This is a genomic window from Amycolatopsis sp. NPDC006131, assembly GCF_040614175.1.
Classification (GTDB): domain Bacteria; phylum Actinomycetota; class Actinomycetes; order Mycobacteriales; family Pseudonocardiaceae; genus Amycolatopsis_E; species Amycolatopsis_E tucumanensis.
Map to the genome: position 1 here is coordinate 1 of NZ_JBEXTX010000007.1, position 13,878 is coordinate 13,878.

Sequence of the window (13,878 nt, forward strand, 5' to 3'; positions counted from 1 at the left end):
CCATAGTTCATCCGGCACCAACCGCAGCGACAACCGATCAACCACAGCCAAGATCATCGCTCACCAGCGGTCGATCACCACGTAAGACACGCTCTAAAGATCGGCTGTGGATCGGGGGCGGGGGAGGTCTGGTTGGGGTGGTCGGTGCCGTTGCGTTGCCGGCTTGCTTGTAAAACCAGATCCGATCTCCGGCTTGCCTGCCAGACCAGGCCTGGTGTGCGGCTTGCCTGCCAGGCCAGGCCTGGTGTGCGGCTTGCCTGCCAGGCCAGGCCTGGTGTGCGGCTTGCCTGCCAGGCCAGGCCTGGTGTGCGGCTTGCCTGCCAAACCAGGCCCGGCCTTCGGCTTGCTTGCCAGACTAGGCCTGGTGTGCGGCTTGCCTGCCAAACCAGGCCCGGCCTTCGGCTTGCTTGCCAGACTAGGCCCGGTGTGCGGCTTGCCTGCCAAACCAGGCCCGGCCTTCGGCTTGCTTGCCAGACTAGGCCCGGTGTGCGGCTTGTCCGCCAGACCAGCCCCGGCCTCAGGCTTGCCCGCCAGACCAGCACGCTCGGGCTTGAGCAGCCCGGCTTTCGGTTTCCCTGTCGGAGCCGGCCCGGTTTCCGGTCTTGCCTATCAGCCGTTTCCGGATTTCCTGTCAGAGCCGCCTCAGTGTTCCCACTCGCCAGAGCCAGCCGTCCTCAATTCTGCCGCTGGAGCCAGCCCCGGTTCTGCAATTCCTCTTTGAACCGCCGGTAGTTCTCTTCCATCGGCTCTCGCTCCGCCGCGTCCGGCTCGATCACCGATGCTTCTTCGCCGATCATTTCCGCCGCCTCGGTCAGTCCCCCCGGCAATACCGCCGCGGCAGCCAGCATCGCCGCGCCGTAGCCGGTTTCGGCTTGGGGCGACACACGCAGTTCCATCCCACTTACCGTCGCTCGGATGCGGGTCCACAACGGACTCTTGCTGCCCCCGCCGGCGGCCACCAGCGGGCCCGTCACGGGCACTCCCAGCTCCCGCAACCGCTCCAACGCCAGCCTCTCCACGAAGGCGACGCCTTCCAGACGAGCCCGGTGCAGCTCCACCTCGTCCTGCGGCTCGCCCAGTACGAAGCCCCGCGCGTCGGGCGTCACGAACGGGAAGCGCTCTCCCGGCCGCTTCAAGGGGTAGGCCACGACCTGCGCCGGGCCGCGCCGGGCTGCTGCCTCGTCCAGTGCGGCCAGGTTGGGCACACCGGCCACCGCCTCGCCGCCGGTGTTCGACGCTCCGCCGGGCAGCCACCAGCCGTCCGGGTGGCGGTGGCTGTACATCGCGCCGGACGGGTCTCGCACCAGGTGTTCGGTCACGCCCTTCAACACGTAGGTCGTGCCGAGGATCCCCGCGAAACAACCCGGCGTCACGGCGCCCGTCGCCAGCTGGCCGGCGCAACCGTCGGTCATGCCGGCCACCACCAGGCACCCCTGAGGCAGGCCGGCGACCGGGCGGGGCAACTCGCCCAGCACGGTCGTCGGCCGCACGACCTCGGGGAGCCAGTCCACCCCGAAGTCGAACACCTCGGCCGCCCACTCCTCGCGCAACGGGTCGTACCCGCTCTTCAGGGCATGCGAGGAGTCGGTCGCCACCGGACGGCCGAGGAGCTTCTCACCGATCAGGTCCGGCGTGTGCCGGACACCGGCGGCATCCGGGTAGGCGCGTCGCAGCCAGTTGATCCGGCCCAGCGCCGCCGTCGGTGACACGCTCATCCCCAGCTCGTGCCACCGCTGCGCGCCCACCTCCGCCGCCTTCGCGTTGTCGTCCGCGCCGCGCCGGTCGTCGTACATCAGCGCCGGACCGAGCGGCTCACCCCGGCCGTCGACCGCGACGACCGTGCCCGAGGTGGCCGACACCGCGACCGCGCGCACCGGCTCGGCCACCTCCGCGGTCACCCGCCGCAGCACCGACTCGACCGCGGGCCACCACGCCCGCGCGTCCTGCTCGCTGCGGCCGGACTCGTCCCGGGCCGGGGCGGGCAACGGCTCGGCAGCCGTCGCCCGCACCGAGCCGTCGCCGCCGACCGCGAAGGCACGCACCCCCGCGGTCGCGACGTCGACACCGACAACCGTCACGGGCGGACCGCCGTCACGTCCTGCAAGCTGACGTCCTCGTCGATGGCCTTCCGCGTCGCCTCCGGCAGCTTCAGGAACCGGGTGAGCACCGCCGCCACGATGTACAGCGCCGCGAAGATGATCACCACGCCTGCCGCGCCGGCCGGGCCGAGGAACAGCGACACGATCGCAGGCCCGACGAACGCCGCGGCACCGGCGCCCAGGTTCAGCAGCGCCATCGCGCCGCCCTTGTTCTCCGGCGCGAGCGAGGGCAGCAGCGCCGAGATCGGCACGAATCCGGCCAGCGTCGCCCCGTAGAGCGCACCCACGAGCAGAGCCACCCAGTAGTAGTCGGCGCCCAGCGAGGTCGGCACGAAGTACAGCAGCAGGATCGAGATGGCGCAGCCGATCGCGCCGAACCAGAAGATCGTCCGCTGCCAGCCGATCTTGTCCGAAGCCACGCCGAAGATCAGGTTGAAGAAGATGTTCGTGCCGTAGATGACCGACACCAGCAGCAGCCACCGGCCCTCGCCGAACCCGATCTGGTCGGCGAAGATCGTCGGGAAGAACACCAGCATGCCGAACTCCGGCGCGGTGTTGATGATCCGCACGATCATCCCGACGCCCACGCGCGGGTTCTTCCACGCGATCGACACGCTGGACACCAGGCTCTGCACCGGCTGGACGCCCTCCGGCGCGAGCCGCGTGAACCCGGTCCGCTCCCGCACCCCGAGCACGCACAGCAGACCGCCCGCGGCCAGGATGCCGACCGACAGCCACAGCGTGCCGTAGTGGCCGAGCACCGGGTTGGTGAAGCTCGCGACCAGCGAGCCGAGCGTGGGCAGGCCGCCGGTGAACGCGAAGTAGAACCAGCCGACCGCGGCGCCGAGCCGCGCGACGGGCGCCACCGCGGTGATCCACACCAGGAACCCGAACGCGAACATCGGGTACCCGAAGCCGCGGATGCCGTAGGTGATCAGCATCAGCGGGTAGTTCTCGCTGGGCACCGCCACGGCGAGGAACAGCACGTCGAACACGAGCCAGATCGCCAGGCCGATCCACATGACGCGGCGTGGCCCCCACAGCTCCGACAACGCGCCGGACAGCCAGGACGCGAGCATCACGGCCACGCCGTACGCGGTGATCACATAGGACGCGTGAATTTCGTCCCCGGCGCCGTGGTCGGCCATGAACGGGGCGATGAACCCGGACTCCACGCCGTCGCCGACCATGAACAGCAACAAGCCGACGTACCCGAGGAACAACGGGGCCGGTAGCCCCCACCTGGCGAGAAGCCCCCCGAACCCCCTGTCCGGCTGGGACAACCTCGATGTTGCCGTCTGCGTCATCACGCCTCCATGAGTGTGCGGAACCCAAGTTATCATGGAGCACGTGAAATTAACACGCAAGGGTGTGATGCGATCAGACCTCGGCGACGAGCACGTTCGTCTGGTCCTCGTACTGGTCGAGCAGGTAGGCGGACACGGCTGAGTCGACCACGAGGTGGTGGAAGTCCTCGATCTCGGCCAGGCGGTGCAGCGCGGTGCGCGGCATCTTGCTGGAGTCCATGAGCAGCACCCGGATCTCCGCGCTGGCCAGCATCGCCCGCTTGACCATGACGATCTCGGGTTCCTGGTGGAACGTCATCTCCGCGTTCATCGCCGAGGTCGACACGAACGTGAGGTCCACGGTGAGCCGCTCGACGGCCTCCAGGCAGGGCATGCCGAGGAACGAGTCGTGGGTCGCGGAGTAGTCGCCGCCGAGCCCGATCAGGCGCACGTCGTCGACCTGCTTGAGCACCTCGATGATCCGCAGGTAGTTCGTCGCCACGGTGAGCGGCGTGACCTGGTGCAGCAGCTTGGCCAGGGCGAGCGCGGTGGTCGAGTCGTCCAGCAGGATCGACATCCCGGGCTCGACCAGCGACAACGCCTTCTCGGCGATCGCGGCCTTCGCCTCGACGTGTGCGTTGAGCCGGTACTCGGTGTTGCTCTCGAACACCGTCGACGGCTGCGCCGAGACCCCGCCGCGGTACTTGCGCAGCAGGCCGCGCCGGGCCAGTTCGTCCAGGTCGCGGTGCACCGTCATCACGCTCACGCCGGTCAGCTCGGCCAGCTCCGCTGCGGAGGCCTGGCCCTTCTTCACGACGTAGTCGGTGATGCGCTGCTGCCGGATGTTACGGGAGCGCGCGCTCCCGCTGGACTTGTCTTCCACGGGACAAGGCTAGGACGTGGGCAGGTTGAAGCGCCGCAGGCTCGTCGCGTCGCCGTCGATCCCGATCTCGGTGATGGCCGCGTTCTCCAGGCGCGGGAACACGCGGCGGTAGTCGCGGACCGGGATGCCGAGCAGCTCGCACAGCGTGAGCCGGATCAGCGTGTTGTGCGCGACGACCAGCACCCGCCCGCCGTCCTCGTGCTTCGCGATGGTGCGCAGCGCCGTCGCTCCCCGGCGCGCGGCGTCGGCCGTCGGCTCGGCCCCGGGGAACGCGCCGGCCACCGGATCCGCCCGGAACGCGGCCACGACCTGCGGATCCAGCTCGGACAGCACCTTGCCCTCGGCGATCCCGAAGTGCACCTCGCGCAGCTCGTCGAGCACGACGGGCTCGAGGCCGAGCGCCCGCGCGGACGGCTCTGCGGTGACCCGCGCCCGCCCCTGCGGCGACCGGTAGAGCGCGGTGACCGGCTCGCCGGCGCCGGCCAGGTACGCCGCCAGCCCCTCGGCCTGCCTGCGGCCCCGCTCGGTGAGGCCCACCTCGCTGGTGCCGGCGTAGCGGTTCTCCGCGTGCCATTCGGTCTCGCCGTGGCGGACCAGCAGCAACCGCGTTCCCATCGGACCTCCCGTGACAAATCTCGGCGGCGGTGTTAATTTAACACCAACGGCGTGAAAGGGGTTGTTGCATGGGTTTCGCCGCGGTGGTGTTCGACCTCGACGGTGTCCTAATCGAGAGTGAACACCTCTGGGAGGAGAACTGGGTCGCCTACGCGGCGGCCCACGGTGTCGAGTGGACTGCCGCCGACACCGCCACCGTCCAGGGCATGAGCGCGCCCGAGTGGGCCGCGTACCTGGCGGAGCGCAGTGGCACCGCGGAGACCCCCGAGCAGGTCGAGAAGGCCGTGGTCGACGGGATGATCCGGTCGATCGCCAACGGTGAGGCCCCGCTGCTGGACGGCGCCGACGCGATGGTGCGCGACGTCGCGGCCCGCGTCCCGGTCGCGCTCGCGTCCTCGGCCGCGCGCCGGGTGATCGACGCGGTGCTGGAGACCCACGGGCTGACGGGGGAGTTCTCGGCCACCGTGTCCAGCGCCGAGGTGCCGCGCGGCAAGCCCAGCCCGGACGTCTACGCCGAGGCCGCGTCCCGGCTCGGCTTCCGCGGCGAGGAGTGCCTGGGGGTCGAGGACTCCAGCAACGGCATCCGGGCCGCCGCGGCCGCGGGGCTGACCGTCATCGCCCTGCCCAACCCGACCTACCCGCCGAAGCCGGACGCGCTGGAGCTGGCCGCGCAGGTCGCGGAGTCCAACCACGACGTCCGGAAGCTGCTGCTCGCCTACCTCGCCGGGGAGCTGGTGCGCTCATGACCACGCTGGGAACGGCCGCGACGTTCAAGCGCGACTGGCTGGACGGCTTCGTCACCGCGTACGGCCGCGAGGTGCGCAAGGTGCCCGGCGCGTACGGCGTGCTCGGCCGGAACGTGCCGCGGCGGGGCAAGGTCGCCGTGGTCATCGGCGGCGGCTGCGGCCACTACCCGGCCTTCGCCGGGCTGGTCGGGCCCGGCCTCGCCGACGCGGCGGTGGTCGGCGACGTGTTCACCAGCCCGAGCGCCGAGCAGGTCTACCGCACGGCCCGCGCCGCCGAGGGTGGCGCGGGGGTGCTCTTCGCCTACGGCAACTACGCCGGTGACGTCCTGCACTTCGGCCTCGCCGCGCGCCGCCTGGCCGCGGAGGGCATCGAGAGCCGCACCATCCTGGTCACCGACGACATCGCGAGCGGGCCGGCCGACGCGCCGGAGAAGCGCCGCGGGGTGGCCGGCGACTTCATCGTCTTCAAGGTCGCAGGCGCCGCGGCCGAGCGGGGTGACGACCTCGACGCGGTGCACGCGGCGGCGGTCAAGGCCAACGCGCACACCCGCACCTTCGGCGTCGCCTTCGGCGGCTGCACGCTGCCGGGCGCCGACCAGCCGCTGTTCACCGTCGGCGAGTCCGAGATGGAGCTGGGCCTCGGCATCCACGGCGAGCCGGGGGTGCGGACCGTCGGCCGCCTCGGCGCGGCGGAGCTGGCCGACGAGCTGGTCGACGGCCTGCTGCCCGAGCTGCCGCGGGGCGACGGCCGGGTCGCGGTGCTGGTCAACGGCCTCGGCCGGACCAAGTACGAAGAGATGTTCGTGACCTACACCCGGATCCACGAGCGGCTGACCGGCGCCGGGCTGACCCCGGTGCACACGGAGGTCGGCGAGTTCGTCACCTCGCTGGACATGGCCGGGGTCTCGCTGTCGGTGCTGGTGCTGGACGACGAGCTGGCCGAGCTGTACGGCGCGCCCTGTGACACCCCGGGCTACCGCAGCGGCGGGGCGGTCCTGGAGCCGGTCGAGCTCTCGTCCACTGTGGACAAGCAGCTGGCCCGGCCGGAGGGTGAGGGCGTCGAGGTCGTCGACCGCCTGCTGACCGCGGCCATGCGCCGCATCGAGGACAACGAGTCCGAGCTGGGCCGCCTGGACGCGGTCGCCGCCGACGGTGACCACGGCCTCGGCATGACCCGCGGCATGCGGGCCGCGGTTTCGGCCGCCCGCGGGGCCGCCGGGTCCTCGGTGGCCGACACGCTGCTGGCCGCCGGCACCGCGCTCGCCGACGCCGCCGGTGGCGCGTCCGGCGCCCTGTACGGCGTGCTACTGGCCGAGACCGGCGCCGGACTGCGGGTCGACGAGATCACCACCGCGGTGGTCGCGGACGCGGTCGACGGCGCGGTGCGCGCGTTCACCGAGCTGGGCAAGGCCGAGCTGGGCGAGAAGACCATGCTCGACGCGATCGAGCCGTTCCGGCAGTCGCTGCGCAAGCAGGCCGAGGCCGGCGCCGCGCTGCCGGACGCGTGGCGCGAGGCCGCGCAGGCGGCCGCGCTCGCCGCCGAGGAGACCGCGAACCTGGTGCCCGCCAAGGGACGCGCGGCCCGGCTGGCGCAGCGCAGCAAGGGGCACGCCGATCCCGGCGCGACCTCGTTCGCCCTGATCGTCACGGCGATCGGGGAAGCTCTGGGCAAGGAGGGGAACTGATGCGGGTCGTGGTGGCCGCGGACAACGCAGGCGTGCTGCTGAAGAACGAGGTGCGAGACCTGCTGGCGAAGGACGAGCGGGTCACCGAGGTGATCGACCTGGGCGTGGACAGCCCGGACGACGACCGCGCGTACCCGATCTTCGGCCTGGCGGCGGCGGAGAAGATCGCCAACGGCGAGGCCGACCGCGGCGTCCTGGTCTGCGGCACCGGCATCGGTGTGGCGATCTCGGCGAACAAGGTGCCGGGGGTGCGTGCGACGGTCGCGCACGATTCATACTCGGCCGAGCGGTCGGTGAAGTCGAACAACTGCCAGATCATCACCTTCGGCGCCAGGGTCATCGGGGCCGAGCTGGCGAAGAAGATCGTCACCGAGTGGCTGGGGTACACGTTCGACCCGGGTTCGCCGAGCGCGGCCAAGGTCGCTCACATCACCGAATACGAACAGGTCCACGCGGCCGGCTGAGGCCCGGCGGTTCAAGGAGGAGCCAGAAGTGCGCGTTCTCTGCGCGGGAGACGAGTTCGTCGGCAACAACCTGCTTGCCGACGCGGTCCGGGCCGAGCTGGCCACCGAGCCCGAGTTCACCGAGCTGTCGCTGCCCTGGCCGGTCGAGCCGTTCGGCCCGGTCGGCGGGGTGCACGAGGCGAGCGGCACCGAGGAGCAGGTCATCGAGGCGCTGGCCGGGGCCGAGGTCGCGGTCACCCAGATGGCGCCGTTCACCAAGAAGGTCTTCGCCGCCGCGCCCGAGCTGAAGCTCGTGTCGGTGTGCCGGGGCGGGCCGGTGAACGTCGACCTCGCCGCCGCCACCGAGGCCGGCGTGGCAGTCACCTATGCGCCGGGCCGCAACGCGACCGCCGCCGCCGAGTTCGCGATCGGCATGATTCTGGCCGCCATGCGCCGCATCTCGACGTCGTCGGCCGAGCTGCTCGGCGGCACTTGGCGCGGTGACTACTACGCCTACCCGAACGCCGGGCTCGAGCTGGAGGGCACCACGGTCGGCCTGGTCGGCTACGGCGCGATCGGCTCTCGGGTGGCCAAGGTGCTCGTCGCGTTCGGGTCGAAGGTCCTGGTCGCCGACCCGTACGCGAAGCCGGAGCAGATCGCGGCGGACGGGGCCGAGCTGGTCGAACTGGACGACCTGCTCCGCCGCAGCGCGGTGGTCAGCCTGCACGCTCGCCTGACCGACGAGACGCGCCACCTGATCAACGCCGAGCGCCTTGCCCTGCTGCCCGAGGGCGCGGTGCTGGTCAACTCCGCCCGCGGTGGCCTGCTGGACTACGCGCCGCTGCCGGACCTGCTGAAGTCCGGGCGGCTGGGCGCGCTCGCGCTGGACGTCTACGACGTCGAGCCGCCGCCCGCCGACTGGGCCCTGCGGGACGCGCCGAACGTGATCGCGACGCCGCACCTGGCGGGTGCCAGCCGCCAGACCGCCGAGCGCGCCGCGCGGATCGTCGCCGCCGAGGTGGGCCGGTACGCCCGTGGGGAGCAGCTGGCGAACGTCGCGAACCCGGAAGTGCTGCGATGATCATCGGCGTCGACATCGGTACTTCACTGACGAAGGCCGTCGTGTTCGACGAGGCCGGGGTGTCGCTGCACCAGGCCTGCACGCCGTCGGAGGTGCACCACCTGCCCGGCGGCCGGGTCGAGCAGGACCTCGACCAGGTCGTCGGCACGGTCGCGACCGTCGTGCGCGAGGTCGCGGCGAAGCTGGACGCCCCGGTCACCGCGCTGGCGCTGACCGGTCAGGGCGACGGTGTGTGGCTCCGCGACGAGGACGGCAACGCGGTGCGGCCGGCCATTTCCTGGCTCGACGGCCGGGCCAACGCGCTGCTCGCCAAGTGGCAGGCCGACGGTGTGTCGCGGGAGGTGTTCCGGCGCACGGGATCGGGCATGTTCCCCGGCTGCGCGGCCGCGATCCTGTCCTACCTGGACACCCACGAACCCGAGGTGCTGGACCGGGCCGCGGTGGCCGGGTACTGCGTCGACGCCGTGGTGCAGCGGCTGACCGGTGAGATCACGGTCGACGTGTCCGACGCGTCCCTGCCGTTCCTCGACCCGAAGACCCGGCGCTACGACGAGGGCGCGATCGCCGCCGTAGGACTGTCCCACCGGCGCAACCTGCTGGCCGAACCGGCGCCGCCGAAGGCCGTGTTCAGCCTGAACCGCCGCGGCGCCGAACTCCTCGGGCTGCCCGAGGGGCTGCCGGTCACCGCCGGCCCGTTCGACCTGCCTGCCAGCGCCATCGGCGCCGGCGTTCGCGCGCCGGGCGACGGCATCCTCACCGCGGGCACCACGCTGGCCTGCCAGGTGCTCACCGACAACGCCGAGTTCGACGGCGAGGGCGAGCCGGCCGGGATGTTCCTGTCCACGCCGACCCCCGGCGAGTACCTGCACGCGATGCCGGCGATGGTCGGCACCGCGAGCATCGACTGGATCTGCCGTCTGCTGGGCATCGAGGTCACCGAGATCGGGACGTTGCTCGCGCAGAGCCCGCCCGGGGCCGCCGGGGTGCGGGCGCTGCCGTTCCTGTCCGCGTCCGGCGAGCGCGCGCCGTTCGTCGACGCGTCCGCGCGGGCGCAGTTCGCCGGGCTGAGCCTGGAGCACGGGCGGGCGGACGTGGTGCGTGCGCTGTGCGAGTCGATCGCCTACGCGGCCCGGCACTGCTTCGACGCGGCCGGGTTGTCCGGTCGGCTGTACGCGTGCGGCGGCGGGGTTCGCTCCGCCGAGTGGACGCAGATCTTCGCCGACGTGCTCGGCCGCCCTATCGTGATTCCGAGCGATCCGGGTGTCGGGGCGCGGGGTGCCGTCCTGGTCGCGGCCGAGGCGCTGAACCAGCCGTTCGACGCGGAGCTGTGGGCGAGCAGCTCGCGGACCGTGTCGCCGGTGCCGGAAAATGTCGAGTTCTACCAGAGCGGTTACGCGGACTACCAGGCGTCGCTGACCGCCGCGCGGGGGTTGTGGCGACTGTGATCCTGGCCGACGAACGGCGAGCGGTGTGCGAGTACGCGCGGCGGTTGACCGCCGATGGGCTCGTGGTGGGCACCTCCGGCAACATCTCCGCCCGCTCGGGCGAGCTGATCGCCGTGACGCCGACCGGCGTGGACTACGGCGTCCTGACGCCGGAGGACATCCCGGTGGTGGCGCTCGACGGGTCCATTGTGGAGGGCAAACTGCGGCCCACCAGCGAGATGCCGATGCACCTGTCGGTGTACACGAAGGCGGCCGACCCGGACGGCGCGCCGATCGCCGGCATCGTGCACACGCACTCCGTGCACGCGACCGCGGTGTCCACCTTGGTCGACGAAGTGCCCGCGGTGCACTACATGCTGGCCACGATCGGCCCGTCCGCGCGGGTGGCCCGCTACGCGACGTACGGCACGGAGGAGCTGGCCGAGTCGATGCTCGCCGCGCTGGAGGGCCGCCGGGGCTGCCTGCTGGGCAACCACGGAACCATCACGTACGGCGATGGTCTTGCGGCGGCGTACAGCCGGGCCGAGCAGCTGGAGTGGCTCTGCCAGGTGTGGCTGCTCGCCCGTTCGGCGGGCAACCCACGGCTGCTGCCGGCCGAGGAGATCGCCCACGTGGTGGAGAAACTGCGGGGGTACGGCCAGAAATAGGTCGCGCGAGCCGGGAGCGGTCGGCATGCTGGGCGGGGTGGAGGAGATCGTCACCCATCTCGAGATGACCAGCCCGGCCGACCTGCGCCCGGCGCCGCCCGTGCCGGGGGTCGCGGTGGAGCCCGTCCCCGCCGACTCCCCGCTGGTGCGCCCGACGACGGTGCGGATCGGCAAGCCGTACAACTGGCCGAGCTCCCGCTGGTCCGACGACGACTGGGAGTGGTACCTGTCCCGCGAGGGGCGCTACTGCGTGCTGATCCGCCACCTGGGCGAGGTCGCCGGCCTGGCGGACTACCAGTCCCACGGCGACGGCGAAGTGGAGATCACCACTTTCGGCCTGGTCCCGGAGTACGTGGGCAAGGGCATCGGCGGCTACGCGCTGACCCTGGCGGTCGAGCAGGCGTGGCAACTCACACCGGACGTCCGCCGCGTGTGGCTGCACACCTCGGACCTCGACCACCCGCACGCCCTGCCGAACTACCATCGCCGAGGCTTCCGCACCTTCCGCACCGCCCGCGGACAACGCTAACCGTCCTCCCGCCCCGGCAGCGGCTCACCGCGGAGGAAGGCCTCGTAGGCTTCGCGGGCGTCCTCTTCGACCTCCGGAAGGTCGGGGCCGTAGCGGGTGTCCGTCCGGTCGCGTTTCGGGCCGGAGAGCCAGAACAACTCGTCCGTCTCGACGTCGACGAAGTTCGCGCTCGGCAGCCCGGTCCAGCGGCGCAGCGTCCGGCCGTGGAAGTAGGCCGTCTGCCACGTCCGGGAAAACCGCACCCACCCGATCCACGACGGACCACGATCGGTGTCGAAGCCGGTCTTCAGCTGAACGAACATGATCCGCTCCGGCACGGCATCCCCCTCACCCCGGTGATACTGGGAAACGTAGCGTCGAGCAGGCGAAACAGCCACCGGTTAAGTCGCGGGCAGCGTCAGAGCCAGACAAGGAGCCGGCCGATGTTCCAGAACTTCTTCGGACTGAAACCCGCCGTCCGCGGCGGCGCCGTGCTGGGGGCCGGTGCAAGGCGCAGGCGACGGGAGTTCCTGGACTTCGTGATCGATGACCGGCCCCTGCTGTCGCTCTTCGACGGGGAGGACGTGGTTTCGGCGCTCGCCACTGATCTTCCGCCGCGTGCCCTGAGCGGAGAGGTGGACCGTCTGCTGCTCCGCGGCCCGTCCAGCCTTCCGGACGGGCGGCAGGTGCTCTACTGCTGCCCGGAGTGCGGCGATCTCGGCTGCGGAGCCATCACCGCGATGATCATCCGGCAGGACGACCGCATCATCTGGCGCGACTTCCGCTGGCAGGACTCACAAGACCAGGAGCTCGAAAGCTACCCGGGCGTCGGCCCTTTCCGGTTCAGCGCGGACGAGTACCGGAACGCCCTGGAGCACGCCGCCACTCAGAACTGGTAGTACAGGAACGGGCTGAAAGTCCCGTTGGCGACCAGGATCGCGGCGTACAACGCGCCTGCCGTCATCACGCCGATCCGCAAGCCGACGGCGCCGCGGGTTCGGGCGGACTCCAGTAGCGGCCCGGTGACCGGGTTGGCAGGCAGCGCGAAGATCGCCAGCGCGGCGATCAGGATGACCACCCGCTGGTTGGTCAGCGCCGCCTCGACGACGTCCGTCAGGCCGTCGAAATCGGGGACCAGCATGTGCCCGATCATGGTGAACGCGTGCCCGATGTCGGCCGACTTGAAGAACACCCAGCCGAACACCACGAGCACCAGCGTCAGCACCCGGCGGCCCACCCGTGCGGCCACCGCTGCCGGCGTGCGGTCCCAGCCGAACCGCCGCTCGATGATCAGCAGCAGCCCGTGGTAACAACCCCACACCAGGAACGTCCAGTTCGCGCCGTGCCAGAAGCCGGTCAGCACGAACACGATGCACAGGTTCCGGTACGTCTTCGCCGCGCCCGCCCGGTTGCCGCCGAGCGGGATGTACACGTAGTCGCGGAACCAGCGGCTCAGCGACATGTGCCAGCGCCGCCAGAACTCGGTCACCGTCACCGACGAGTACGGCCGCGCGAAGTTCTCCGGCAGCCGGAACCCGAGCATCCGGCCCAGCCCGATCGCCATGTCCGAGTAGCCGGAGAAGTCGAAGTACAGCTGCAGCGTGTACCCGACCGCGCCGAGCCACGCGATCGCGAACGTCATCTCGTCGCCGGGCGCCGCGAAGCACGCCTCCACCATCGGGCTCAGCGAGTCCGCGATGATCGCCTTCTTGCACAGGCCCAGCGCGAACCGCGGGAAGCCCGCGGCGATGTCGTCCAACGGGTGCGACCGGTGCTGCGGCAACTGGTCCGCGATCTCCCGGTACCGCACGATCGGCCCCGCCACCAGCTGCGGGAACATCGCGATGTAGGTCACGAACGACACCGGGTTCCGCAGCGCCCGCCGCTCACCCCGGTAGATGTCGACCACGTACGAGATGTGGTGGAACGTGAAGAACGAAATGCCGATCGGCAACGCCAGGTGCGCCACCGGGAACGAGCCGCCGAAGAGCTGGGTGAAGTAGTCGATCTGCTGTGTGGCGAACCCGGCGTACTTCCAGACCACCAGGATGCCGACGTCGAAGCAGATGACCGCGATCAGCAGCGACCGCTTCCGGCTCGACCGCGGCTCCCACGGGTTCGGTTCCAGCGCGGTGCCTGCCGCGAAGTTGACCACCATGCACGCCAGGAGCAGCAGGGTGAACGCGCCCGCGCCACTGGCGTAGAAGATCAGGCTGGCGACCGCGATGATGCCGTTCCGCCAGCTCCTCGGCAGCACCAGCACGGCGAGCAACGTCGCCGGGAGGAAGTACCAGAGGAACAGCGGTGAAGCGAACGACATCGACCTGGGGTCCCCCTGTGCAAGCGGATCAGCGCACTGACCTTAGCCGACCCGGTTGGCCCGAAGGAGTGAAACTCACCGCTTCAGCAGCGGGTGTGTGAAGTTCCCCGCTGCCCGCCA

14 protein-coding genes are annotated in these 13,878 nt (G+C 71.1%); 8 read left to right on the top strand and 6 right to left on the bottom strand.

Translation table 11 applies throughout. The features are described from left to right. Positions 1–674 precede the first annotated feature (674 nt). From ABZ215_RS06305 to ABZ215_RS06320, 4 genes are all read right to left on the bottom strand, one after another. On the bottom strand, positions 675–2,078 hold the full coding sequence (locus ABZ215_RS06305) for an FGGY-family carbohydrate kinase (RefSeq protein ID WP_354948180.1): 1,404 nt from the start codon (positions 2,076–2,078) through the stop codon (positions 675–677). Beyond that, complete coding sequence (locus ABZ215_RS06310) at positions 2,075–3,406, bottom strand: MFS transporter (protein ID WP_027935724.1); 1,332 nt, start codon at positions 3,404–3,406, stop codon at positions 2,075–2,077. Before ABZ215_RS06310 ends, ABZ215_RS06305 begins: the two co-directional genes overlap by 4 nt. Positions 3,407–3,479: 73 nt before the next feature. Beyond that, positions 3,480–4,268, bottom strand: coding sequence for a DeoR/GlpR family DNA-binding transcription regulator (locus ABZ215_RS06315; RefSeq protein WP_020417055.1), 789 nt, complete (start codon positions 4,266–4,268; stop codon positions 3,480–3,482). A 9-nt stretch (positions 4,269–4,277) separates the two neighbouring features. After that, positions 4,278–4,883 carry a histidine phosphatase family protein gene (locus tag ABZ215_RS06320; protein ID WP_354948182.1) on the bottom strand — a complete coding sequence of 202 codons (606 nt, stop codon included), beginning with the start codon at positions 4,881–4,883 and terminating at the stop codon, positions 4,278–4,280. A gap of 68 nt (positions 4,884–4,951) precedes the next feature. Between ABZ215_RS06320 and ABZ215_RS06325 the strand changes: the two genes are divergently transcribed. Genes ABZ215_RS06325 through ABZ215_RS06355 form a run of 7 tightly spaced genes read left to right on the top strand, consistent with a single transcriptional unit; the run spans position 4,952 to position 11,459 of the window. Beyond that, positions 4,952–5,629 (top strand): HAD family phosphatase, encoded by a 678-nt coding sequence (locus tag ABZ215_RS06325; protein WP_354948184.1) that lies wholly within the window; start codon positions 4,952–4,954, stop codon positions 5,627–5,629. Next, complete coding sequence (locus ABZ215_RS06330) at positions 5,626–7,314, top strand: dihydroxyacetone kinase family protein (RefSeq protein WP_354948186.1); 1,689 nt, start codon at positions 5,626–5,628, stop codon at positions 7,312–7,314. Before ABZ215_RS06325 ends, ABZ215_RS06330 begins: the two co-directional genes overlap by 4 nt. Beyond that, on the top strand, positions 7,314–7,778 hold the full coding sequence (locus ABZ215_RS06335) for a ribose-5-phosphate isomerase (RefSeq protein WP_017985389.1): 465 nt from the start codon (positions 7,314–7,316) through the stop codon (positions 7,776–7,778). Before ABZ215_RS06330 ends, ABZ215_RS06335 begins: the two co-directional genes overlap by 1 nt. A 28-nt stretch (positions 7,779–7,806) precedes the next feature. Continuing rightward, complete coding sequence (locus ABZ215_RS06340; RefSeq protein WP_020417051.1) at positions 7,807–8,838, top strand: 2-hydroxyacid dehydrogenase; 1,032 nt, start codon at positions 7,807–7,809, stop codon at positions 8,836–8,838. Beyond that, positions 8,835–10,283, top strand: a complete 1,449-nt coding sequence (locus tag ABZ215_RS06345; RefSeq protein ID WP_354948188.1) for an FGGY-family carbohydrate kinase — start codon at positions 8,835–8,837, stop codon at positions 10,281–10,283. Before ABZ215_RS06340 ends, ABZ215_RS06345 begins: the two co-directional genes overlap by 4 nt. Beyond that, positions 10,280–10,930 carry a class II aldolase/adducin family protein gene (locus tag ABZ215_RS06350; RefSeq protein ID WP_354948340.1) on the top strand — a complete coding sequence of 217 codons (651 nt, stop codon included), beginning with the start codon at positions 10,280–10,282 and terminating at the stop codon, positions 10,928–10,930. Before ABZ215_RS06345 ends, ABZ215_RS06350 begins: the two co-directional genes overlap by 4 nt. Before the next feature lie 25 nt (positions 10,931–10,955). Next, positions 10,956–11,459 carry a GNAT family N-acetyltransferase gene (locus ABZ215_RS06355; RefSeq protein WP_020417048.1) on the top strand — a complete coding sequence of 168 codons (504 nt, stop codon included), beginning with the start codon at positions 10,956–10,958 and terminating at the stop codon, positions 11,457–11,459. Here the strand turns inward: ABZ215_RS06355 and ABZ215_RS06360 are convergent. Further along, positions 11,456–11,761, bottom strand: a complete 306-nt coding sequence (locus ABZ215_RS06360) for a hypothetical protein (RefSeq protein ID WP_354948190.1) — start codon at positions 11,759–11,761, stop codon at positions 11,456–11,458. The two genes, ABZ215_RS06355 and ABZ215_RS06360, sit on opposite strands and share 4 nt — an antisense overlap. Before the next feature lie 120 nt (positions 11,762–11,881). On the opposite strand from ABZ215_RS06360, the gene ABZ215_RS06365 reads away from it, so the two are divergent. Then, positions 11,882–12,337, top strand: a complete 456-nt coding sequence (locus tag ABZ215_RS06365; protein WP_354948192.1) for a hypothetical protein — start codon at positions 11,882–11,884, stop codon at positions 12,335–12,337. On the opposite strand, the gene ABZ215_RS06370 is transcribed toward ABZ215_RS06365, so the two are convergent. Next, a complete protein-coding gene (locus ABZ215_RS06370) occupies positions 12,325–13,758 on the bottom strand; it encodes an MBOAT family protein (protein ID WP_354948194.1) in 1,434 nt (477 codons plus the stop codon). The two genes, ABZ215_RS06365 and ABZ215_RS06370, sit on opposite strands and share 13 nt — an antisense overlap. Positions 13,759–13,878: the final 120 nt, after the last annotated feature.